This window comes from Bradyrhizobium amphicarpaeae (assembly GCF_002266435.3).
Taxonomy (GTDB): domain Bacteria; phylum Pseudomonadota; class Alphaproteobacteria; order Rhizobiales; family Xanthobacteraceae; genus Bradyrhizobium; species Bradyrhizobium amphicarpaeae.
Genome location: NZ_CP029426.2, coordinates 5,536,419 through 5,559,552, shown reverse-complemented (window position 1 = coordinate 5,559,552; position 23,134 = coordinate 5,536,419). Strand labels below are relative to the sequence as shown.

19 protein-coding genes and 1 pseudogene are annotated in these 23,134 nt (G+C 65.1%); 19 read left to right on the top strand and 1 reads right to left on the bottom strand.

The window, feature by feature from the left end; genetic code table 11:
- Positions 1 to 39 precede the first annotated feature (39 nt).
- Positions 40 to 558 (top strand): sigma-70 family RNA polymerase sigma factor, encoded by a 519-nt coding sequence (locus CIT40_RS26050; RefSeq protein ID WP_094893986.1) that lies wholly within the window; start codon positions 40 to 42, stop codon positions 556 to 558.
- Positions 555 to 1,328 (top strand): anti-sigma factor family protein, encoded by a 774-nt coding sequence (locus CIT40_RS26045; protein WP_094893987.1) that lies wholly within the window; start codon positions 555 to 557, stop codon positions 1,326 to 1,328. The genes CIT40_RS26050 and CIT40_RS26045 overlap by 4 nt, the downstream gene beginning before the upstream one ends.
- 55 nt (positions 1,329 to 1,383) lie before the next feature.
- Here CIT40_RS26045 and CIT40_RS26040 read toward each other — a convergent pair whose 3' ends face one another.
- Positions 1,384 to 1,833, bottom strand: a complete 450-nt coding sequence (locus tag CIT40_RS26040; protein WP_094893988.1) for a cupin domain-containing protein — start codon at positions 1,831 to 1,833, stop codon at positions 1,384 to 1,386.
- Between the two features lie 137 nt (positions 1,834 to 1,970).
- On the opposite strand from CIT40_RS26040, the gene CIT40_RS26035 reads away from it, so the two are divergent.
- The 17 genes and pseudogenes from CIT40_RS26035 (at position 1,971) to CIT40_RS25955 (ending at position 23,040) form a co-directional block, all read left to right on the top strand.
- Positions 1,971 to 2,996, top strand: a complete 1,026-nt coding sequence (locus tag CIT40_RS26035; protein WP_162307675.1) for an ABC transporter substrate-binding protein — start codon at positions 1,971 to 1,973, stop codon at positions 2,994 to 2,996.
- Positions 2,997 to 3,026: 30 nt separating this feature from the next.
- Positions 3,027 to 3,731 (top strand): hypothetical protein, encoded by a 705-nt coding sequence (locus tag CIT40_RS26030; protein WP_094893990.1) that lies wholly within the window; start codon positions 3,027 to 3,029, stop codon positions 3,729 to 3,731.
- Positions 3,732 to 3,824: 93 nt separating this feature from the next.
- Complete coding sequence (locus tag CIT40_RS26025) at positions 3,825 to 5,135, top strand: ABC transporter substrate-binding protein (protein WP_094893991.1); 1,311 nt, start codon at positions 3,825 to 3,827, stop codon at positions 5,133 to 5,135.
- Between the two features lie 15 nt (positions 5,136 to 5,150).
- A complete protein-coding gene (locus tag CIT40_RS26020; RefSeq protein WP_094893992.1) occupies positions 5,151 to 5,918 on the top strand; it encodes an ABC transporter ATP-binding protein in 768 nt (255 codons plus the stop codon).
- A gap of 2 nt (positions 5,919 to 5,920) precedes the next feature.
- Positions 5,921 to 6,625 (top strand): ABC transporter ATP-binding protein, encoded by a 705-nt coding sequence (locus CIT40_RS26015; protein WP_094893993.1) that lies wholly within the window; start codon positions 5,921 to 5,923, stop codon positions 6,623 to 6,625.
- Positions 6,626 to 6,630: 5 nt separating this feature from the next.
- The gene (locus CIT40_RS26010) at positions 6,631 to 7,512 is read left to right on the top strand and encodes a branched-chain amino acid ABC transporter permease (protein ID WP_094894029.1); all 882 of its coding nucleotides are present in this window, start codon (positions 6,631 to 6,633) and stop codon (positions 7,510 to 7,512) included.
- 11 nt (positions 7,513 to 7,523) lie between these two features.
- Positions 7,524 to 8,561 carry a branched-chain amino acid ABC transporter permease gene (locus CIT40_RS26005; RefSeq protein WP_162307674.1) on the top strand — a complete coding sequence of 346 codons (1,038 nt, stop codon included), beginning with the start codon at positions 7,524 to 7,526 and terminating at the stop codon, positions 8,559 to 8,561.
- Positions 8,503 to 9,481, top strand: a pseudogene (locus CIT40_RS26000) (polyphosphate kinase 2 family protein). The gene CIT40_RS26005 and the pseudogene CIT40_RS26000 overlap by 59 nt, the downstream one beginning before the upstream one ends.
- Before the next feature lie 922 nt (positions 9,482 to 10,403).
- Positions 10,404 to 12,743, top strand: coding sequence for a mechanosensitive ion channel domain-containing protein (locus CIT40_RS25995; protein WP_094893996.1), 2,340 nt, complete (start codon positions 10,404 to 10,406; stop codon positions 12,741 to 12,743).
- A 104-nt stretch (positions 12,744 to 12,847) separates the two neighbouring features.
- Positions 12,848 to 13,840 carry a Bug family tripartite tricarboxylate transporter substrate binding protein gene (locus tag CIT40_RS25990; RefSeq protein WP_094893997.1) on the top strand — a complete coding sequence of 331 codons (993 nt, stop codon included), beginning with the start codon at positions 12,848 to 12,850 and terminating at the stop codon, positions 13,838 to 13,840.
- Between the two features lie 433 nt (positions 13,841 to 14,273).
- The gene (locus CIT40_RS25985; RefSeq protein ID WP_244612019.1) at positions 14,274 to 15,869 is read left to right on the top strand and encodes an NAD-dependent malic enzyme; all 1,596 of its coding nucleotides are present in this window, start codon (positions 14,274 to 14,276) and stop codon (positions 15,867 to 15,869) included.
- A 386-nt stretch (positions 15,870 to 16,255) separates the two neighbouring features.
- Entirely contained in the window at positions 16,256 to 16,648 is a 393-nt protein-coding gene (locus CIT40_RS25980) for a BlaI/MecI/CopY family transcriptional regulator (protein WP_094893999.1), read from the top strand.
- Positions 16,645 to 19,161 (top strand): M56 family metallopeptidase, encoded by a 2,517-nt coding sequence (locus CIT40_RS25975; RefSeq protein WP_094894000.1) that lies wholly within the window; start codon positions 16,645 to 16,647, stop codon positions 19,159 to 19,161. The genes CIT40_RS25980 and CIT40_RS25975 overlap by 4 nt, the downstream gene beginning before the upstream one ends.
- Before the next feature lie 300 nt (positions 19,162 to 19,461).
- Positions 19,462 to 20,922, top strand: a complete 1,461-nt coding sequence (locus tag CIT40_RS25970; RefSeq protein WP_094894001.1) for a DUF1800 domain-containing protein — start codon at positions 19,462 to 19,464, stop codon at positions 20,920 to 20,922.
- Positions 20,923 to 20,924: 2 nt separating this feature from the next.
- Positions 20,925 to 22,175 carry a DUF1501 domain-containing protein gene (locus tag CIT40_RS25965; RefSeq protein WP_094894002.1) on the top strand — a complete coding sequence of 417 codons (1,251 nt, stop codon included), beginning with the start codon at positions 20,925 to 20,927 and terminating at the stop codon, positions 22,173 to 22,175.
- 27 nt (positions 22,176 to 22,202) lie between these two features.
- Positions 22,203 to 22,370, top strand: coding sequence for a hypothetical protein (locus CIT40_RS25960; protein WP_167443377.1), 168 nt, complete (start codon positions 22,203 to 22,205; stop codon positions 22,368 to 22,370).
- A 154-nt stretch (positions 22,371 to 22,524) separates the two neighbouring features.
- Complete coding sequence (locus CIT40_RS25955) at positions 22,525 to 23,040, top strand: septal ring lytic transglycosylase RlpA family protein (RefSeq protein WP_094894003.1); 516 nt, start codon at positions 22,525 to 22,527, stop codon at positions 23,038 to 23,040.
- Positions 23,041 to 23,134: the final 94 nt, after the last annotated feature.

Genomic DNA, 23,134 nt, shown 5'->3' with positions numbered 1-23,134 from the left:
GCGCCATCGGGCGTCAAAGAGAGGCAGGCGGAGCGCCCCATGAAGGACATGCTGGTTCAGGTCGAACCACTGATCCCCTCGCTCCGCCGTTATGCGCGCGCGCTGATGCGTGACCGCACGACCGCCGACGATCTGGTTCAGGATTGCCTGGAGCGCGCCGTCAGCCGCTGGCATCAGCGGCGTGACGGCAGCGTGCGCGCCTGGCTGTTCACCATCCTCCACAATCTGGCGGTCACCCAATTCCGTCAGGCCGCGACGCGGGGAAGGCATATGCCGCTTGACGATGCAGGCGAGCGCGAGCTCGCGAGTGCTGCCGCACAGGAGCACAGGCTGATCTACCAGGACGTCCTGAACAAGCTCGCGAGGCTGCCGGAAGAGCAGCGAGCCGTGCTGTTGCTTGTTGCAGTCGAGGATTTTTCCTACGCCGACGCCGCGAAATTGCTGGATGTCCCGGTCGGGACCGTGATGTCGCGCCTGTCACGCGCGCGGGAAAGGTTGCAGCAGGAGATGGAGGGGGCTGCGCCGGGGAATGTCGTGGAATTGCGGAGCATGAAATGAGCCAGCGACCGATCACGGAAGATGATCTCCACGCCTTCGTGGACCAGGCACTTCCACCCGAGCGTCTTGGAGAGGTTGCTTCCTATCTGAACGATCATCCGGATGCCGCTGGGCGCGTCGCGGCGTTCGCAAGCCAGCGTGAGCAGTTGCGTAGCGCGTTGGCTTCGATTGCGGATGAACCAGTGCCGGCCGAACTGAACCTGTCGCACATCATCGGACGTCGAAAGCGACGTCCTTTGCGGGCATGGAGGGCAATCGCGGCGCTGTTGCTGGTGAGCATCGGCGGTCTCGGCGGGTGGACCGTGCGCAGCCTGTTGCAAGGTGGTCCGAACGGATTGTCCGCATTGGCGCAGGAGGCTGCCTATTCCTATGGCGTCTACGCACCGGATCGCGTGCGGCCGGTCGAAATACGTGCTTCCGACAGTGCCGAGCTCACGCAATGGGTTTCCAGCCGGCTGAAGCGGGCGGTCAAGGTGCCTGATCTCTCCACGTCGGGCTATCGGCTGATGGGAGGGCGCCTGGTTGCGACCTCGCATGGTCCGGCCGCGATGTTCATGTATGACGACGATCAGGGCGACCGTCTCGTCATGCTGACACGTCCAATGAGCAGCGGCAGTCAGGATGCGCCGATGACGCCGCACGCGGCCGGCGATGTCGCGGGCTTCGCATGGGTGGATCGTGGCATGGGCTATACGCTCGTCGGCCAGCTTCCAGGAGACACCCTCAAGCCGATCGCAAACGAGATCCGGAAACAGGCGGGGCCGATCTAGCTTCAGAACTCGGGAAAAGGGCCCGCGCATTGCCGCGAACCCTGATCGCGAAGCCTCAATCCAGCAGCTTGGTGTCGTCGGGCGCCTGCGGCGGCGTCTTGATCGCGATGGCCTTGACCTGTCCGCTGATCGGCTTGGTGCCGCCATGCGGCGTGCCCTTCGGAATGATGACGAGGTCGCCGGGCTTGACCGTGACTTCCTTGTCGCCGAGCCAGATCGTGCCGGTGCCGTCGAGAATGTACTGGATCTCGTTGGTGTTGGGATGCATGTGCTTGGGCACGTTGCCGACCTGGATCGAGATCGTGGCGCCGTCGGCGGTCATGAAGGTCTTGGAGCGGTAGCCGACCTTGTTGGCCGGGCCCAGGGCGTCGCCTTCCATCTCGCCGGTATGGATGATCTGCGCGGTAATGCTCTCGGCGGCGAGCGCCGGCCCGAGCAGGTAAGTTGCGCCGCATCCGGCGACGAAGGCGGCCGTTATCGACAGCCCGGCAGCAAAGCGATTCATGGATGATCCTCCCCATCAGGAATTGTTATTGTCCAGGCATGCTATTGCGCCGAATGGCCGATGGCCAGTGCCTTAGGCCGCGCTTCTCAAGCCCGTCCCGCTGCTCTATGGTGCCGCCGGCCGAACGGAGGAAACCAATGAAGAACACGATTGCCAGGCTCGCCGGTGCACTGCTCGCGCTGACGCTCACCACCGGATTTGCCGCAGCGCAAAGCAAGGTCACCATCGCCGTCGGCGGCGGCTCCTGCCTGTGCTATCTGCCAACGGTGCTGGCCAAGCAGCTCGGCGAGTACGACAAAGCCGGCCTCAGTGTCGAGCTGGTGGACCTCAAGGGCGGCTCGGACGCGCTGAAAGCCGTGCTCGGCGGCAGCGCCGACGTGGTCTCCGGCTATTTCGACCATTGCGTCAATCTGGCCGCCAAGAAGCAGGAGCTCCAGGCTTTCGTGGTCTATGACCGCTATCCCGGCCTCGTGCTCGTGGTCGCGCCCTCGCGCACCAACGACATCAAGTCGGTCAAGGATCTCGCCGGCAAGAAGGTCGGCGTCAGCGCGCCCGGTTCCTCCACCGACTTCTTCCTGAAATACATGCTCAAGAAGAACGGCGTCGACCCAACCAGCGCCGCCGTGATCGGCGTCGGCCTCGGTGCCACCGCGGTCGCCGCGATGGAGCAGGGCCAGATCGATGCCGCCGTGATGCTCGACCCCTCCGTCACCGTGCTGCAGGGCAGCCACAAGGATCTGCGCATCCTCTCCGACACTCGCACGCAGAAGGACACGCTCGAGACGTTCGGCGGCGAATATCCCGGCGGCGCGCTGTACTCGACCGCGGCCTGGGTTGCCAAGCACGAGAAGGAGACGCAGGCGCTCACCAACGCGATCCTCGCCACGCTCGCCTGGATCCATTCGCACAGCCCTGAGGAGATCATGGCGAAGATGCCGGAGGAGACGGTCGGCAAGAACAAGGATCTCTATCTCGCCGCGTTGAAGAACACGATCCCGATGTTCTCCGAGACCGGCAAGATGGACCCGAAGGGCGCGGACGCCGTGCTCGCGGTGTTCAGCGTCGGCTCGCCCGAGGTGGCCAATGCCAAGATCGACGTCAGCAAGACCTTCACCAACACCTTCGTCGAGCAGGCCAAGAAGACGACGGGGAGCGTCAAATAGCCGACGCGAAGGCGCGATAGTCGCCCCCTCATGACGTCACCGATCATCCATCGCGTCACGACGCTCGATCTTGCCGTCCGGCCGATCGCCTGGCCGTTCGCGGAAGAGCGTCGCGACGAGATCGCGGCGCATTTCGCGGAGAAGCAGCGCGAGCGGCCGAAGATCTGGAACGGCCGCGTGCTGGTCGGGCGAGATCCTGTCTTCACAGACGGCCATTTCGCCGCGACCTATTTCGAGACCGATTTCGCGAGCTTCCTCGCCTGGCGCGACTGGGGCTTTCCCGGCGCTCCCGTGTTCAACGGTTTCGGCATGGGCGCGCTGCGCACGTCCGATGGCGCCTTCGTGATGGGCGAGATGGCGCAGCACACCGCCAACGCAGGCCGCATCTATTTCCCTTCGGGCACGCCCGATCTCGACGACGTCAGGGGTGGCACACTCGACATACCCGGCAGCGTCATCCGCGAGCTCGAGGAGGAGACCGGCCTGACGGCGGCAGACTATCGTGCCGAGCCGGACTGGCATTGCGTCGTCAGCGGTCCCACGATCGCGATGATGCAGGTGCTCAACCTGGATATGTCAGGCGAAGAAGCGCGCGCCCGGATCGAAGCGAATCTGGCCCGCGAGGACGAGCCCGAATTGTCGGCCATCCATCTCGTGCGCGGGATCAGCGACCTCACGCCGACCATGCCGCGATTTGTCACGGCCTTCGTCGAGCAGCAGTTCGCCTCGCGCTGACGCGCAAGGCTTGACATCCCGGCGTTCAGCCCATGTGATGGGAAAAAGCAAAAGCAAAAAGATTGCAATGCACAATCGTCCAGGGAGGTTTTGATGCGCCTGCGCATGGCTGCCCGCTTGGTACGTGGGCTGTTGGTCGCGATATCAGCGACGGGCTTGGCGGTGTCCGCCCAGGCCCAGGACAAGAAGATCAAGATCGGCGTCGTCTTTGATTTGACCGGGCCTCTGGCCGGCGGCGGCTCCGAGCTCAATTACGTCGGCACCAAGATCATTCTCGACCACTTCGCCAGGACCGGCGTCGAAGGCTACAAGATCGAGACGGTCTATGCCGACGCGCAGAGCAAACCCGATATCGCCATCAACGAATCCGTGCGCCTGCTCGAGCAGGAGAAGGTCGACATGGTGCTCGGCTTCTTCTCGTCGGCGCAGTGCGTGCCGGTGGCCGCCCGCGTCGAGCAGCTCAAGAAATTCATGTGGATGACGACCTGCATCTCGTCCGCCGTGTTTAACGAGAAGGGCTACAAATACGTCTTTCGCCCACAGGCGAGCGGTGATCAGTTCGGCATGATGACGATGGATTTCATCGCGCAGAACGCCAAGGCGAAGTTCGGCAAGGAGCCGAAGGACCTGCGCGTCGCCATCATCCACGAAGACGGCGCTTATGGCGTCGACGTCTCCAAGGGCAACGAGGCCGGCGCCAAGAAGGCCGGCTTCAACGTCGTGCTCAAGGAGGGCTATTCGGCGACCGCGCCCGATCTGTCGGCGCTGGTGACCAAGCTCAAGCGCGCCAAGCCCGACGTGATCTTTCACACCGGCTACAATCCGGACATCACCCTGCTGCTGCGCCAGGCGCGCGAGCAGGGTCTGAAGTTCGGCGCGCTGATGGGCCACGGCGCAGGCTATGGCGTCTATGAGAAGCTGAAGGAAGGCATGGGAGCCGACGCCACCTATATCTTCAACACCGACCCGATCTCGATCTGGCTCGCCAACCAGAAGACCATGGATCCGAAGCTCGCGCCCGTCATCAAGATGGTCGGCGAGGAGTTCGACAAGATCAAGCCCGGCGTTGCCATCCGCTCCGCCCATGTCGGCATCGGCGCGTCCAACACCTACGTCTTCATGGCCGACGTGCTGCCGCGGGCAATCAAGAAGTACGGCGGAGTCGATCCCGAAGCGCTGCGCAAGGCGGCGCTCGACACCGACATCGCCGAAGGCGGCACCATGCTCGGCTTCGGCGTGAAGTTCTACGGCGAGGGCACGCCCATGGCCGGACAGAACGAGCGCTCGTTCCCGGTCGTGATCCAGTACATCGACGACAAGTCCTCGGTGGTGTGGCCCAAGAGCCAGGCGCAGCGCGAGGCCGTGCTGCCGCTGCCGAAGGGCACCACCTACAGCAACCAGTAGCAGCGGAGGGCTCTGGTGCTGGAAGTCAGTGGATTGGTGAAGCGGTTCGGCGGCTTCACCGCCGTCAACAATGTTTCGTTTCGGGTCGATCAGGGTGAGATCCTCGGCCTGATCGGGCCGAACGGTTCGGGCAAGAGCACGATCTTCAACATGCTCTCCGGCACGCTGGCGCCGACATCGGGCTCGATCGTGTTCGACGGCTCGGAGATTGCGGGCCTCGCGCCGCACCGGATCATCAACAGCGGCGTCGGCCGCACCTTCCAGATTCCGCGGCCGTTCCGCCGCCTGACCATCTTCGAGAACGTCGCGCTCGCCGGCTTTTACGGCCAGGGCCGCCATAGCCGTGCCAGGGCGGAGGAGGCGGCCGAACGATCGCTGGCGATGGTCGGCCTGCCGACCGATCGCCATGCCAGTGTCGATGGCCTCGGCGCGGCCGGGCTGAAGAAGCTCGAGCTGGCGAAAGCGCTCGCGACTGCGCCAAAGCTGCTGCTCGCCGATGAGAGCCTCGGCGGTCTCGACGAGACCGAGATGGACCAGGCCGCCGACATGCTGCGCAACATCCGCGACGAGCTAGGCATCACCATCATCTGGGTCGAGCACATCATGGGCGTCTTGATGCGCGTGGTCGACCGCGTCATGGTGCTCGATCACGGCGAGAAGATCTCGGAAGGATTGCCGAGCGCGGTCGCGGGCGATCCGCGCGTCATCGAGGTCTATCTCGGCACCGATGCCGAGACGACGCAGGCCGCGGCCGCCGAAGCGCGCCGCCGCGCGGGAGGCTAGCCATGCTGGAACTCCGCGCCGTCAATGCCGGCTATGGCACCTTCCAGGCGCTGTTCGACGTCGATCTCGACGTGAGAGCCGGCGAAGCCGTCGGCGTCATCGGCCCCAATGGCGCCGGCAAGACCACCTTGATGCGCGTCATCTCCGGGCTGATCCGGCCTTCGCGCGGTTCGATCCGGATGGAGGGGACCGACGTCGTGGCAACGCCGCCGCACAAGATCGTCAGCCTCGGGATCGCGCATGTGCCGGAGAACCGGCGGTTGTTTCCGCAGCTCTCGGTCGACGACAATCTCAAGATGGGCGCCTTCATGAAGGAGGCGCGCAGCCACTATGCCGAACGGCTCGAGGTCGTGTTCGACCTGTTTCCGCGCCTGAAGGAGCGCCGCCACCAGATGGCGGGCACCATGTCCGGCGGCGAGCAGCAGATGTGCGCGATCGGCCGTGCACTGATGTCCAATCCAAAGCTGCTGCTGCTCGACGAGCCCTCGGCCGGACTGGCGCCGGTCGTGGTGCAGCAGGTGTTTGAGCTGGTGAAGCGGATCCGCGCCAGCGGCCTGACGGTGCTGATCGTCGAGCAGAACGTGCAGCAGGTGCTGAAAGTGGTCGATCGCGCCTATCTGATCGAGGCAGGCACGATCCGGGCATCCGGCACGTCCGCCGAGATGCTGGCGAGCGACACGGTCAGGGAAGCTTATCTCGGGGTGTGATGGGCATGCAGGGATTTCTCGACATCTTCGACATCTACCTGCTGGAGGCCGTGATCAACGGCATCCTGCTCGGCGGCGTGCTCGCGCTGCTCGCGCTCGGGCTCAATCTGATTTTCGGCGTCATCGACGTGACCTGGATCTGCTACGCCGAGCTGGTGATGATCGGCATGTATGCCATGTATTTCATGGTGCAGGTCTATGGCCTCAGCTATTTCGTCGCAGCGCCATTCACCATCCTGCTGGTCGCGATGCTCGGTGCCGCGCTGCATTTCCTCGTGATCGCGCCGCTATTGACCGCGCCGCCGATCAACCAGCTGCTCGCAACCGGCGGCGTGCTGTTCGTTCTCCAGAGCTTTGCCACCGTCGCCTTCGGCATCGACTTCCGCAATCTCGGCATCCGCCTGCCGGTGCTGGCGTTCGGCGACATGAATTTCAGCTATGCGCGGCTTCTGTCCTTTCTGGCGGCGCTGGTTGGCATGGTCTGCGTCTATCTGTTCATGACGCGCACCTTCACCGGCACCGCGATCCGCGCCATCTCGCAGGACCGGCAGATCATGGCGCTGATGGGGGTCGACACCAGGCGGATCTATCTCATCACCTCTGCAATCGGCGGCGGGCTGGCCGGGCTCGCCGCCTGCCTGCTGGTGCTGCAATACGACGTGCATCCCTTCGTCGGCCTCTCCTTCGGACCGATCACCTTCCTGATCTGCGTGCTCGGCGGTCTCGGCAATTTCATCGGCGGTTTCATCGCCGCCTTCGTGTTCGCGGAGATCATCTCGCTCGGCGGCCTGTTCTCCGATCTCGAATGGGGCTATGTGCTCGCCTTCGCCTTCTTCATCGTCATGATGTTCATCCGGCCCGCGGGCCTGCTCGCGAGGCGCCGATGACGGGGCAGGGGATGATTGAGCAAGGGCGGCTTGCAGCCTGGGGGATCGGACTGGCGGCGCTGGTCGCGCTGCCCTTCGTCTACCGCGATCCCTATCATCTGCACATCCTGGTGCTGATCCTGATCTGGTCCTTCGCCTACACCTCATGGTCGATGATGGGGCGGTTCGGCCTCGTCTCGCTCGGGCATGGCGGCTTCATGGGGATCGGCGCCTATGTCACCGCGCTCTTGTGGAATCATTTAGGCGTGTCGCCGTGGATCGGCATCCCGGTCAGCATGGTCGCGGCCGGCGCGCTGGCGCTGATCGTCGGCTATCCCTGCTTCCGCTTTCGCATCACCGGACATTATTTCGTGCTGGTGACGCTGGCGCTGTCGGGCATCGTGCTCCAGGTCATCACGGCGACGCGCGACTACACCGGCGGCTCGCTGGGCTATACGCCGAACCGCGCGTCCGGCAACAAGCTGCTGGCGCTGCAATTCGACGACAAGATGACCTGGTATCTGATTGCACTCGGGGTCTGGCTGTTCGGCATCGTGGTCTGGCACTGGGTCGATCGCAGCATGGCCCGCTATGCGCTGGAGGCGATCTCCGAGGACGAGGACGCCGCGGCCGCCGCCGGCGTGAACGTCACCGCGGAGAAGCTGAAGATCACGCTGCTCAGCGCGGTGATGACGGCGCTGGCGGGCGCGATCTACTGCCAGTACCAGATGTTCATCACCCCGGACACGGTCAGCGGCATCGCGGTCTCGCTGCAGATGGTATTCGCAGCCATCGTCGGCGGCCTGTTCGTCTCGCTCGGCCCGACCTTTGGCGCCGTGATCACCATCCTGCTGGCGGAAACCCTTCGCATCGGTTTCGGCACCAAGGCGGTCGGCTGGGACAATCTCGTCTACGGCGTGCTGCTCGTGCTTTTCATCATATTCCTTCCCAAGGGCATCCTTGGTAGCCTGCTCGACCGACTGAAGCCGCAACGCAAGGTGCCCCGCGCTCATGAACACGAAGCCGTCCAAAAGCAAGAAGCCGTCCAAGTCGCTCGACCAGGAACTTGACCGCTACATTTCGCCGTTCCGCTATGACGGATCGGGCAAGTTCCATCTCAAGGATCACAAGACCGACGAGAAGGACGATCTCGACAAGGAGAAGGCGCAGGCAATTCTGGACGCCAACAAGAAGCGGCTGATCGGGTTTCAGGAGAAGCTCTACGCCCAGGACCGCTGGTCGCTCCTGATCGTGTTCCAGGCGATGGACGCTGGCGGCAAGGACAGCGCGATCAAGGCGATCTTCGAGGGCATCAACCCGCAGGGCTGCGAAGTTCATGCCTTCAAGGCGCCGAGCAGCAAGGAGCTCGACCACGATTTTCTCTGGCGTCATGCGATCGCGCTGCCCGAGCGCGGCCGTATCGGCATCTTCAACCGATCCCATTACGAGGAGTGCCTGGTCACGCGCGTCCACCCGGAGCTGCTCGCCAAGGAGAAGCTGCCGCAGAAGCTCGTCACCAAGAACATCTGGAAGGAGCGGTTCGAGGACATCTCGTCGTTTGAGCGCTATCTCAGCCGCAACGGCACCGTGGTGCTGAAGTTCTTTCTCAATGTCTCCAGGGAGGAGCAGCGCAAGCGCTTCCTCGACCGGCTGGAGGAGCCCGGCAAGCAGTGGAAATTCTCGATGGACGACATCAAGGAGCGCGCCCTGTGGCCGCGCTACCAGGCGGTCTACCAGGACATCGTCCGGCACACCGCCACGTCTCATGCGCCGTGGTTCGTCGTGCCCGCGGACCACAAATGGTTCGCGCGCGTCGTGATCGGGTCGGTGATCAATGCCGCGCTCGAAAAGCTCGACCTGAAATTCCCGCGCGCCGACAAGGCGTCGGTGGCGGAGTTCGACAACATCCGCATGGCGCTCGAGAAAGAGGGGAAGGGCGGCAAGAAGCGGGGGAAATGAAGAATGCGAAAAACAACCCCATGCACAGTAGCCGGGAATAGTGGAATCAATGGCTTGGCGGGCGCTCGCAATGCATCTTCGGATTATGATAAATCTTGCTTGACCCGTCGGACAAAACAGGTGCGATGCTGTCAGCATCGCGACAGTGCCCTCCGATGCATGCGGTCACGCCCACCGCAACCAATCCCCGATGCCGTAGGGTGGGCAAAGCGAAGCGTGCCCACGCGTCTTCGTGACGCGTTCAGAAGACGTGGGCACGGCGCTGGCGCGCCTTTGCCCACCCTACGCGTTCGGCGCAGCCGTTAATATCCGCGGGCCCAGAGGAACTGGCACGTCAATTGTGATCGCTCCCACGATTGATCTCGCTTGACAGTTTTGTGGCACAGGAGGAGCATGATGACGGTCGCAAACAAGCGACGCGCAACGTCCACTTCATGAGCAAGGGGAGGTCTATGACTCCACCTCCGCAAATCCAGCCGCGTTAAGTGCGATGGAGCTCGTTCGGACCATCGCATAGCGGCAGAAACCGCGAACGGCACGCCGGGTCAAGGTTTAGCGGGCTGCATCAGTCAGGCAGAGCCCCTACCTTCCCGGCGCTGTATTTTGCATCACCGATCGTGTCGGATGGCCGGGAAGAGGCCGCGGCTGATCGCTTTTCGGTATCTCTGTTTTCTCCTCCTCCTTCCTCCCCGCCGTCATTCCGGGCCGACGCCCGGAATGACGGAGCGATCGCATTGAAAGCGCTTCCCGCGGCGCATCCTTCGAGAGGCGCCTCTGCGTCGCTGACGCGGTTCCCCATCTTCGCATTGCGGCAAATGCCAAGAGAATGTCGCCTCGAAGGCCAACTTCCGACACAGCCCGGAGGCGAATAGTTGCGATCCGACATGACGCATGTGCTTCGGCGGTGACGGTTCCGACGCCGCCGGCTCATTCATCTTTTCCAGGGAATCCTCGTGTCGCATAAGCTTGCCCCGGCGCTCCTCGCCGCTCTCTTCCTCGCGATCTCCTCTCTCTCCGGTGTCCACGCCGAAACGCCTCGGCCGGCGACGAACAATGCCGCCGCACTGTCGCCCGACGAGGCCAGGCGCGCGCTGGAGACGCTCCAGGACGACAAGAAGCGGACGCAGATGATCGATACGCTGCGTGTGATCGCCAATGCGTCCGGTCAGCAGCAAACTGCGCCCCCCGCGCCCGAGCAGAAGTTGCCGATCCCGCTCTCGGCCGACGGTCTCGGTGCGCAGCTCCTGCTCACGGTGTCGGAGGAGATCGGCGACATCTCGCGCCAGATCGCCGGCGTGGCGCGGACGATCACGCATTTCCCCGCGTTCTATTACTGGATCGTGCGGACCGCGAACGATCCCGCGGCCTATAACCTTCTGATCGAGATCGCCTGGAAGCTTGCATTGGTGATGGGTTGCGGGCTGGCGGCCGAATGGGTGCTGTTCCGCCTGATCCGGCGCCCGGTTGCCTACCTGGAAGGACGCGTGCCGCAAACCGCGCATCTGCCGGTGCAGGTGTTGCCGATCGCCGATCCGCCGTCCTCGGTCGCCGACGTCACCCCTGCGCCCGAACTGCGCAAGCGGCGTCACAGCCTCGCGCGCGCCTGGCAAATCGTGCTGCGGCTGCCTTTCGTGCTGGGCCGCTTTGTCCTCGAGCTGCTTCCCGTCCTTGTCTTTGTGGGCGTTGCCACGGCGCTGATCGGCACCGAGCTTGGCGAGCCCTCCACCGTTCGCCTCGTGATCCTCGCCGTCGTCAACGCCTATGCGTTCTCGCGCGGGCTCATCTGCCTGGTTCGCGCGCTGGCGGGGCCGTTCGGCCTGTTTCCGGTGCGGGCCGAGACCGCGGCCTATGTCGAGATCTGGGCGCGCCGCATCGTCGGCGTCGGTGTCTCCGGCATCGCCTTTGCCAATGTGGCGTTGCTGCTTGGCCTGCATCGTGCCGGCTATGCCGCGCTGCTGCGCATGGTGATGCTGGTCGTGCACCTCTTTGTCGTCGTCATCATCCTGCAATGCCGCCGGCAGGTTGCCGAAGCGATCCGGGCGCCGGCGGAACGGCAGGGCATCGCCGCGCGCCTGCGCAACCGCATCGCCGGCGGCTGGCATTATCTTGCCATCGCGCTCGATCTCGCGCTGTGGGCGGTGTGGGCGCTCAACATCCGCAACGGCTATTCGCTGCTGCTGCAATATTTCGTCGGCACCATCGCGGTCGCCCTGATCACCCGGGTCGCCATCATGCTGACGCTGAGCCTGATCGACCGTGGCTTCCGCATCAGGCCGGAGATCCTGCAGCGCTTTCCGGGCCTGGAGATCCGCGCCAACCGCTATCTGCCACTGCTGCGCAAGATCATCTCCGGCGTGATCGTCTTCATGGGCTTCGTGGCCGTGCTCGAAGTCTGGGGGGTGGACGCCATCGTCTGGTTCTATGGCGGCCAGATCGGCAGCCGGCTGATCTCGGCCGTGGTGACGATCGGCCTCGCCGTGTTCGTTGCTGCCGCGATCTGGGAGGCCGGCAACGCGCTGCTGGACCGCCAGATCAACACGCTGTCGCGCGACGGGCACTATGCCCGCGCTGCCCGCCTGCGCACCTTCCAGCCGATGCTGCGCACCGCGCTGCTGTGCCTGATCGCGACCGTCGTCGGCCTCACCGCGCTGAGCGAGATCGGTGTCAACGTCGCGCCGCTTTTGGCGGGCGCCGGCATCGTCGGCATCGCCATCGGCTTCGGCTCGCAGAAACTGGTGCAGGATCTCATCACCGGGCTGTTCCTGCTGCTGGAGAACACGGTCCAGGTCGGCGACAATGTCAGCGTGTCGGGGCTATCAGGCGTGGTCGAGAATGTTTCCATTCGAACGATTCGCCTGCGCGCCGGCGACGGCGCCGTGCACATCGTGCCGTTCAGCGCGGTCACGACCATCACCAATGCCAGCCGCGGCGCCGGCAACGCCTCGGTCAGCGTCAACGTCGCCTACAAGGAAGACACCGATCGTGCCGGCCAGATCCTCAAGGACATCGTCGAGGAGATGCGCCGCGAGCCCGAATTCCGGCCGCTGATCCGCGGCGACCTCGATCTCTGGGGCATCGACAAGGTCGATGGCGCCATGGTGTCGATCGTCGGCCAGATCCGCTGCACCGAATCCGGGCGCTGGCCGGTGCAGCGCGAATTCAACCGCCGCATGAAGCTGCGCTTCCAGCAGAACGGCATCAATGTCGCCTCCGCCACCCAGACCATCCTGATGCACATCGCGCCGCCGGCAGATGGCGCCGCCAGTCTGACGCCGCGGCGCGCGGCTGGATAGCCGTCGGCCGTAACTTCCGGCTTGCCTCCGCCCGTCCGGCAGCGTTCACTTGGCCCACCAGCCCGCTGACAACATGCGGGCGGCAAAAAGGGTGGGAGGGGCTGATGCGGGGGCTGTGGGTCGCGTTGCGCGGCCATGTGATCGTCATCTGTGCGTTGCTTGGATGCCTGGCTTCGGCTGCTCCCGGCAATGCCCAATCCTCGCGCCCGATCACCCTCATCGTACCGTTCGCGGCGGGCGGTCCGACCGACACGCTGGCGCGGATCCTGTCCGATCGGATCGCCGCCGAGCTGCACGCCACGGTCGTGGTCGAGAACGTGGCGGGCGCATCCGGCAGCATTGCCGGCGCGCGCGTGGCGCGTGCAGCGCCTGACGGCACCACGATCACGATCGGCCATTGGGGCACCCATGTCCTGAACGGCGCCATCTTCAAGCTGCCCTATGACGTGATCGCCGATTTCGAGCCGGTCGCGATGATCGCGATGGGAACGCAGCTCATCGTCGGCAGGAAGTCGCTCGAGGCCAACAGCCTGAAAGAAATGATCGCCTGGCTGAAGGCCAATCCCGGCAAAGCCACCGCCGGGACGGCCGGGGCCGGTACGGGCGCGCATGTCGCCGGCGTCTTCTTCAAGGACAAGACCGGCACCGATTTCCAGTTCGTGCCCTATCGCGGCGCAGGACCCGCCATGATCGATCTTGTCGCAGGCCAGATCGACATCATGTTCGACCAGGCCTCGAATTCGCTGCCGCACGTCAAGAGCGGGGCGATCAAGGCCTTCGCTGTGACTTCGCCGACCAGGCTCGCGTCTGCGCCCGATGTGCCGACCGTCGACGAAGCGGGCCTGCCGGGCCTTTACATCTCCTACTGGCACGGCATCTGGGCACCGAAGAACACGCCGAAGGAGATCGTCACCAGGCTCAACGCGGCCATCGTCGCCGTGCTCGCCGAGCCGGCCGTCAAGCAGCGCTTTGCCGAGTTGGGGCAGGAGATTCCGCTTCCGGCACAGCAGACGCCCGCAGCGCTCGCGGCGTTCCAGAAGGCCGAGACCGAGAAATGGTGGCCGATCGTGAAGGCGGCGGATATCAAGTCGGAATAATCGCACCGCGAGCGCTGGCCCTAGCTTGAAAATTGCTCGTCATTCCGGGGCGCCCGAAGGGCGAGCCCGGAATCCATCGGCCGCAAAGACGGCTTCGCAATGGAGTCTCAGGTGCGCAGTTGCGCACCATGGTTCGCGCTGACGCGCGCCCCGGAATGATGGCAGGAGACAGCGTTCGCCGCTGTCGATACCTCACAATGAGGAGCACGATCCTCCCCGCGTTAACCTTTGCGTCTCCCGCGACTGCCTGTCGTTCGCGAGAAGTCTCGCTGCGGTGCGAGATCACAATCGGCGTCTCGGTCGCTACGTCCTTGATCTCGATGGAGCGCTGGCCGACAATGTACGCTGTTCAATGTGAAGCTTTTTGGGGGAATTTGTGAATAGACCTGCCCGGGTCGTTGCCCAATCAAAATCGTCCCATTCGCCGCAAGGCATGGCGCTGCTGCGCGATCCCCTGCTCAACAAGGGCACCGCCTTCACGGAAGCCGAGCGCGAGGCCCTGGGCCTGCGCGGCCTGCTGCCGCCTTGCGTGCTGACGATGGAGACGCAGGCTCAGCGCGTCCTCACCAATCTGCGCACGCTGCCCACGGACCTGGAAAAATACGTCGCGCTGAACGCGCTGCATGACCGCAACGAGGCGCTGTTCTTCCGGGTCGTCGTCGACAATATCGACGAGATCCAGCCGATCATCTACACGCCGACGGTCGGGCTGGCCTGCCAGAAATACGGCCTGATCTTCCAGCGGCCGCGCGGCATGTTCATCTCCTCGCGCGACCGCGGCCAGATCGCCGAGCTTCTGAAGAACTGGCCCTATCAGGCCAAGCTGATCGTCGTGACCGACGGCGAGCGCATTCTTGGGCTTGGCGATCTCGGCGCCAACGGCATGGGTATTCCCGTCGGCAAGCTCTCGCTTTATTCGGCCTGCGCCGGGGTGCATCCGGAAGCGTGCCTGCCTGTCGTGCTCGACGTCGGCACCAACAACGAAGAGTTGCTGAACGATCCCTATTATCTCGGCCTGCGCGAGCGGCGTCTCACAGGTGAAGCTTATGACAGCTTCGTCGACGAATTCATGCAGGCCGCGCGAAAGACCTTTCCCGGCGTGCTGATCCAGTTCGAGGATTTCGCCAATCATTCCGCGTTCAAGCTGCTGCACAAATATCGCGACGAGGCCTGCGTCTTCAACGACGACATCCAGGGCACCGCGGCGGTGGCGTTGGCCGGCCTGTTCTCGGCGCTGCGTGTGAATGGCGGCAAGCTGAGGGATCAGAAGATCCTGTTCCTGGGCGCAGGCGAAGCCGCAACCGGCATCGCCGATCTCGTGGTGTCCGCGATGATGGCGGAGGGCGCGACGGAGGCGGACGCGCTGCGGCGCAATTGGCTCGTGGACTCCCGCGGCCTCGTCGTCAACGGCCGCCAGGGCCTGTCCGGTCACAAGCTGCGCTACGCCCATGCCGACCAGGCACCGATCTCGGACTTCCTCACTGCGATCAAGACGCTGAAGCCGACGGCGATCATCGGTGTCGCCGCGGTCGGTGGCGCGTTCATGCCCGAGGTGCTCAAGGCGATGGCCGAGCTCAACGAGCAGCCGATCGTGTTCGCGCTCTCCAACCCGACCTCGAAGGCGGAGTGCTCGGCGGAGGATGCCTATCGCTACACCGAGGGGCGCGCGCTGTTCGCCTGCGGCAGCCCGTATGACCCGGTCAAGCTCAATGGCCGCAGCTTCGTGCCGCGCCAGGGCAACAACTCCTACATCTTCCCCGGCGTAGGCCTCGGCGTCATCGCCAGCGGCTCGAAGCTGGTGACCGACGAGATGTTCATGGCGGCGGCTCACACGCTGGCCGATTGCGTCGGCAAGGAGGATCTTGCGCAGGGCAGCCTCTATCCGGCCCTGCCCCGAATCCGCGAGGTCTCGGTCCGCATTGCGGCGGCCGTTGCCGACGTCGCCTATCAGCGCGGCCTCGCGGACGGACCGGCGCCCAACGACGTCAAGGCTCTCGTCCAGTCGCAGATGTACGAGCCGAAGTACTGAGGGCGCCGCTCGCGCGGGGCTATCGCATTTGCTTTCAAGGAGCGGCCTTGCGGGCTTGCTCCGCCTCTCCCGCTTGCGGGAGAGGCCGACGCGCCCCGGGCGATGCGAAGCATCGTCCCGCGCGCGGCGGGTGAGGGCTCTCTCCGCGCAGGGACATCCTCGGCAAGTTCTCAACAACCCCAACGGTGAGATAGCCCTCTCCCCAACCCTCCCCCGCAAGCGGGGGAGGGAGCACACCTTCCTCGCGGCGACATTCGAACCTTACCATCATGCTTTAGGTCAGCCCATCGACACCATCACAGGTGGAATCGCCATTGTGTCGCACGCCCCTATGTGCGACAGTCTGTAGCGTTACAAGAAGAACTCAATCCGCAAGGTAAGCCGCCATGGACGATCGTTTGCCCGACCTGGGCGACCTCGAGCACGAGGTCATGCAATTGGTTTGGGCCCATGGTCCCTTGACGGCCGAAATCGTGCGCGAGCGGTTGTCGCGACGTCTGAAGGAATCGACGGTGCGCACGGTGCTGCGCCGGCTCGAAGAAAAGGGCTATGCCAACCACACCGTGGACGGACGTACCTACGTCTACCAGGCCGCCGAGCCCCGCGCGAAGGTTGCGGCCAAGGCGGTGCAGCGCATCGTCGACTGGTTCTGCAACGGCTCGATCGAGGAAGTCCTCGTCGGCATGGTGGACAACAAGATGCTCGACCAGCAGCAATTGCGCACGCTGGCCGACCAAGTGGCCAAGGCGAAGAAGGCGAGGGGAGTGAAGAAAGAATGATCGCAACTCTGGCGGAGGCGGCACTGCGCTCCCTTGTGCTGGGAGGCGTCGTCTGGTTCGGTCTCAATCTGTTTCGCGTGCGCAATCCGCACGTTCACATGACGGCCTGGGTCGTCGTGCTGCTGGCCTCGCTGGCGATGCCCTTCGTGATGCATTGGCCGACGCTCACCATCAGCCGTTTGCCTTTGCCGGTCGCCGTGCCCGCTGATTTTCTGCCGGCCGACATCTCGATGCTGGAGATGCCGCAGGCGGCGCTGCCGGTCGCATCCGATGCTGCCGTCGCGTCGCCAGTCAAAAGCGGCGTGTCGATCGATTGGTGGCTCGTTGCCACGATCATCTATGCCGGCGTCGCCGGCCTGTTGCTGTTGCGGCTCGCGATCGGGCTCTGTCTGACCTGGCGCCTGGCGCGGGCGGCGAAACCGATTGGCGGTGTGCAACCGACCGGCGCAGACGTGCGCGTCAGCCGCGATGTCGGTGGCCCCGTCACTTTCGGCTCGACCATCCTGGTGCCGCCGCAGTTTGCCGGATGGGACGCCAAGAAGCGCCTCGCGGTGCTTGCGCATGAAGGCGCGCATGTCGCCAACCGCGATTTCTACGTTCTCTTGCTTGCATCCCTCAACCGCGCAATGTTCTGGTTCAGCCCGTTCTCGTGGTGGCAGCTCGCGCGCCTCGCCGAGCTCGCCGAGATCATCAGCGACGCCGAGGCGATCGAGGTGATCGACGACCGGCTGTCCTATGCGGAAATCCTGCTCGATTTCGCGAGTACCGTGAATCCGCGGCCGGTCGAGCTTGCGATGGCGCGGGCCTCGAGCGTGCGTGCCCGCGTCGAGCGCATCATCGCTGCCGCCGCGATGCCGGTCGCGGTCAGCTGGCGCAAGCGGCTGTGGATCGCGGCTGCAATCGTCCCGGTGACGATTGTATCCGCCGGCATGATCGCCTATCGCACGCCGGACGCGGCGCCTCTGGCCGCGGATACCGGCGAGGCGCCCGCCCAACACTATCGCCCGTTCGTCAATTTCTACGCCATGGGTCCGGCGTCGGTGTTCGCCGTCTTCCGCGAGGGCGACGAGCTCTACGGTCAGCTCACCGGGGAGCGCAGGCTGCGTTTGACGATCGGCAATGACGGCACGGCGTCCTACCCGGCATCGTCCGGCGAGATCAATTTCGCGATCGATGCGGAGCGCCGTTCCTCCGAGCTGATGCTGCGCATGAACGGCCGCGACATCCGCGCGGTTCGTGTCGCGGAGATGCCGGCGCCGGCCGCGGAGACCGCGCCGCTCGATCCATATGTCGGCTGGTACAGGCTGGCGCCGAATCGCGTGCTCACCGTGCGCCGCGACGGCGGCCGTCTCTCGTTGCAGGAGACCGGCCAGGACGCGATGCCAGTGCTCGCCGAGGGCACTGATGCCTTCTCGTTCCGTGGCGACCATCTCGTGATCTTCCTGCGCGACGAGCAGGCGAAGGTGTCGCGCGTGTTGCTACAGAGCGCGGTCTTCGGTGCCCGCCTTGGGACTCGTGTCGAACCGGCGGTGGCTCAGGCGGTCGAAGCGGATTTCGCGCGCCGCCTCGCGAAGGTTTCCGACAGGTTCAAGGAGCAGGTGCCGGCGGCTGGCAGCAAGGAGATGGTCTTGGCCGGCATCGAAGGCCTGCGCCGCGGCACGCCGGACTATGATCGCATGAGCGCGCCGCTGGCGGCCAAGGTCCACCGGTATCTCGCCGAAATGCAAACAACGTTCCTGGCGCTCGGCGCCGTGGAATCGATCTTCTTCCGCGGCGTGGGGCCCGGCGGCTACGACATCTACGGCGCCAAATTCGAGAACGGCACCGCGGAATTTCGCCTGATGATCGAGCCGGACGGCAGGGCGGGCGATGTGATCTTCCGGGCCGATGGCAATGAAGAGCCCGGCGGCATCGTGCCTTGCGCGGAGGAGGCGAGCGTTCGCGGCCGCGCCGGCACCTCGCCGATCAGGATCATGCTCTATAACGAGACTGCCGACGACATCCGGGTTTTCAGTCTGGACGCGGACGGCAATCGCAAGGCGCAGATCGTCAGGTCCAACATGACCTGGTTCACCACCACCACCGTGAACAATCCCTGGATGATCGCCGACAAGTCGGGACGGTGTCTGGAGATCCTGCTGCCGGGCCGGCAGACCCGCTTCCACAATGTCGAAGCCTCGAATATCGGCGCGCGTCCGGGACGCGCGGCGCGGCGCGCCGTTCCAATCGCCAATGGCGAGGAGATGCTGCGCCGCTATATCGAGGGCGTCGGCAGGGGACGGCCGGACTACGAGCACATGACGTCGGAAGTGGCCGACATCACGCGTCAGCAACTGCCGTTCGACCAGGCGATCCTGTCGCGGCTCGGCGCATTGCGTGCGGTCTCCTTCCGCGGCGTCACCGCGCTCGACAGCGACATCTACATCGCCCAGTTCGCCAACGGCTCGGCGGAATGGCGCATCGGCGTCAGGAACGACACCATCACGAAGATCGCGCTCGGGCCGAATTTCTAGAGACGCGCGGAGGTTAACTCCCTCTCCCGCTTGCGGGAGAGGGTCGGGGAGAGGGTGTCTCCGCAATGGGACTATTCCCAAACGGAGAAAGCCCTCACCCGCGCCTTCGTCGCGACCTCTCCCGCAAGCGGGAGAGGTGAACGAGCCGCGGCAACGAATTCAATTTGGGTATTCTGCCGTAGGCGCAGCGGCGGCTTCCGAGGGATTGACGGACGTCTTGCAATCTCCGCTTGCCGGCGCGCATTCCGAATGCTACGGTGTGTAGCATTACATTTCGTAGCTTCGTACCGGGCACTCGCCATGAGCAATTCCGCAAAGGCCGAAGCCGTGCTGGCGCTGCATCGCTTCGGGATGGGGCCGCGTCCGGGATCCATTGCCGCCATCGGTTCCGACCCGCGCGGCGCGCTGATTGCCGAACTCGACCGGCCGCTTATGCTGAATGCTGCAGCCAGCCTCCCCACCAGCGCGAAGGCATTTCGCACCGTGGCGGATGCCAATGCCCGTCGAACGGCGCGGGCCAAGCAGGCGCAGCAGCAGCGGGCCAAGAAGCCGCAGATGGCGTCGGCCGGCACGGGAGACCAGGCCGCAGCATCCCCGCAAGGTTACGCCCAGGAGAAGGATGCCGCCGAGATGGCGGCGAAACAGGCGGCCGACGCCGTTCCTGATCCCGGCCGTCCGATCTATTTGCAGGAAGCCAAACTGCGCACGGAAGCCGCGCTTGCGGCCGAGATCGGCTTTGCCGAGCGGCTGGTGTGGTTCTGGTCCAATCATTTCTGCATCTCGGCCAACAAGATCCAGAGCATGTCCGGTGCCTATGAGCGCGAAGCGGTTCGTGCCAACGCGCTCGGCCGCTTCGTCGACCTGCTGCAGGCCGTCGAGGGCCATCCGGCCATGCTGTTCTATCTCGACAATCTGGAATCGATGGGCGCGAACTCGATCGCAGGCATCAACCGCAACCGCGGCCTCAACGAGAACATCGCGCGCGAGATCATGGAGCTGCATACGCTCGGCGTGCGCACCGGTTACACCCAGGACGACGTCATCAGCTTCGCCAACGTCATGACCGGCTGGACGCTGGTGCCGCCGGGGGCCGATCCTCAGCATGGCGGCGAGTTCACCTTCAATCCGCGGCTGCACGAGCCCGGCGGGCAGAACGTGCTCGGCAAGCGCTATGAGCAGGAGGATGTCGAGCAGGGCCGCGCCGTGCTGCGCGATCTCGCCGCGCATCCGGCCGCTGCGACCCATGTCGCGACCAAGCTCGCCCGGCACTTCGTGGCCGACGAGCCGTCACCGGCTCTGGTCGAACAGATGACGACGACCTTCCGTGACACCGATGGTGATCTCAAGCAGGTCGCGATCGCGATGGTGTCGTCCGACGACGCCTGGCGCGCGCCGCCGGCAAAGCTCAAACGTCCGAGCGAATGGGTCGTCGGCATGGTGCGCGCGACCGGCATCACGCAGGTCGATCCCGTCCTCTACACCGGTGGCCAGCAGCTGCTCGGCGAGCCGCTGTGGCGCCCGTCGGCGCCCAAGGGATATCCGGATGACGAGGCGAGCTGGATCGACGGCGTCGGCCGCAGGCTCGACGTCGCCAACAATTTCGCCGAGCGCATCTCCGGCATGGCCGATCCGCAAGTCATCATCGAGGACGTCTTTGCATCTGAGATCGCCGCCGAGGTGAAGCAGGCGGTCGGCCGCGCCGAGAGCCGGCAGCAGGCGCTGGCACTGCTGTTCATGTCGGCGGATTTCCAGAGGAGGTGAGCATGGGCGTCGTCCATCATTTGCCCACGCGGCGCGAGCTTCTGGCCGGCTCCGGCGCACTGTTCGCGTGGAGCCAGATGCCCCGGATCGCGCGCGCCGAGGGACGCGATCCGCGCCTGCTCGTCATCGTGCTGCGCGGCGCGCTCGACGGCCTCGGTGCCGTCGCTCCGGTCGGCGATCCCGACTGGATCTCCTTGCGTGGCGATCGCGCGCTGGTGCTGGACGGCAAGCCGCCGGCACTGCCGCTCGATGCCTTCTTCGCGCTCAATCCGGCGATGCCGAATTTGCACCGGCTCTACAAGGGCGGCAAGGCGGCGATCGTCCACGCAGTTGCGACACCCTATCGCGAGCGCTCGCATTTCGACGGCCAGGACGTGCTGGAGAGCGGCTTCACCAGGCCCGGCGCGACCGCCTCGGGCTGGCTCAACCGCGCGCTGCTCGCGATGGAAGGCGGCGGCCGCGTCGATCCGCGCGGCAGCCGCGCGCTGGGGATCGGCTCGGTGACACCGCTGGTGGTGCGCGGCTCCGCGCCCGTGATGACATGGGTGCCGCAGAGGCTGTTGCCGGCGAGCGAGGACACGCAGAGCCGTCTGCTCGATCTCTACCAGCACACCGACCCGAAGCTCGCGACCGTGCTCCAGGCGCGCATGAAGCTGGCGTCGCTCATGGGGGCACCGGGCAGCGGCGAAGCGATGTCCGACGATCCGACATTGGCACCGCCGGGGATCGCACGCGTGCGCGCCTACTTCACGGAGGCCGCCGGCACCGCCGCGCGCTATCTCGCAAAGCCCGACGGTCCGCGCGTAGGAGCGATGGGCTTCGTCGGCTGGGACACGCACATCGCCGAAGGGGCCGCGTCGGGCCAGCTCTACAATCTGCTCGGCGCGCTCGACGGCGCCTTCGCCGCGATCGAGAGCAACATGGGCGAGGCGTGGGGCGAGACCGTGGTTGCCGTCGTCACCGAGTTCGGGCGCACCGCGCGCATCAACGGCACGCAAGGCACCGATCACGGCACCGGCACGGTCGCCTTCCTGATCGGCGGCGGGCTCGCCGGCGGCCGCGTGATCGCAGACTGGCCGGGGCTGAAGCCGGCGCAGCTATTCGAGGATCGCGACCTCAAGCCGACCACCGATCTGCGCGCCGTGCTCAAGGGCCTGCTCAGGGATCATTTGCGCGTCGAGGAAAAGGTGCTGGCTGAGCTGGTCTTCCCCGGTAGCGCGGACGTCAGGCCAATGGGGGGCCTTGTCGGCTGACGACGCCCTCGCAACCAGATCGGGTTCATGATGTGCACGCTGACACAATTGGAGCTCGACTTTCTCGCAGGCCTGAAAACCGGTTGGCGGAGGCTCTATCGGCGCGAACTCGAGCGGCTCCTGAAGGGCGATGCGGAGCCGGACGAGAACCCGCCGGACAAGCGCTCCGTCATCTGGCGCGTCGTATCGAGCTGATTTCTCCGCTGGAGTGTCCCGATTCAGGACGCATCACTGTGATGGAATCGTCACAGCCGGCTCCGAAACGGCGGCGGCCCCGGGGCCGCTTTTGTTCCGACAAGGTTTGGCCCTCATTGCCCACCGAAACTCCGCATCGTTCGGAGGGCGCATCATGTCTTGCATTGCACGTGCCGAAACTGCCCGGATTTCCCCCGCAGCCACATCCCGGTTGCTGCTGGCCATCGTCGGGGCCGCCTCGCTCGCCGCCTGCGCGCAATCGCCGGTCGGCCGCCAGAAGGCCGATCTCGCGACCAGCAATCGGCAGGCCGCGGTCGAGCGGCCGCACAAAGTGGCGGCGCTGCACCCGCGGCCGGTCAGCCGGGTGCGCATTCCCGATGGCGATGCAAAGCAAGCCTCGCACGGGGTCGCCAGCTTCTATTCGGATACGGAGACTGCGAGCGGCGAGAAGTTCGACCGGAACGAATTGACCGCGGCGCATCCGAGCCTGCCGTTCGGCACGAAGCTGCGGGTCACCGACGTATCCTCCGGCCGCTTCGTCACCGTCAGGGTCAACGACCGCGGTCCCTATGTTCGCGGCCGCGTCGTCGACATCTCGCCGTCCGCAGCCGAGGCGCTCGGCATGGTCGACAGGGGCATCACCAATGTCCGGCTCGACGTCGTGCAGTGAAGCACGCGCCGCTCGACCCGCCGCACTTAACCGGCTGTTAGCCGCTCTGTCGCACCATGGGTGTCCGACAAGTCGGGCTCCGGGTTTGGGGTCT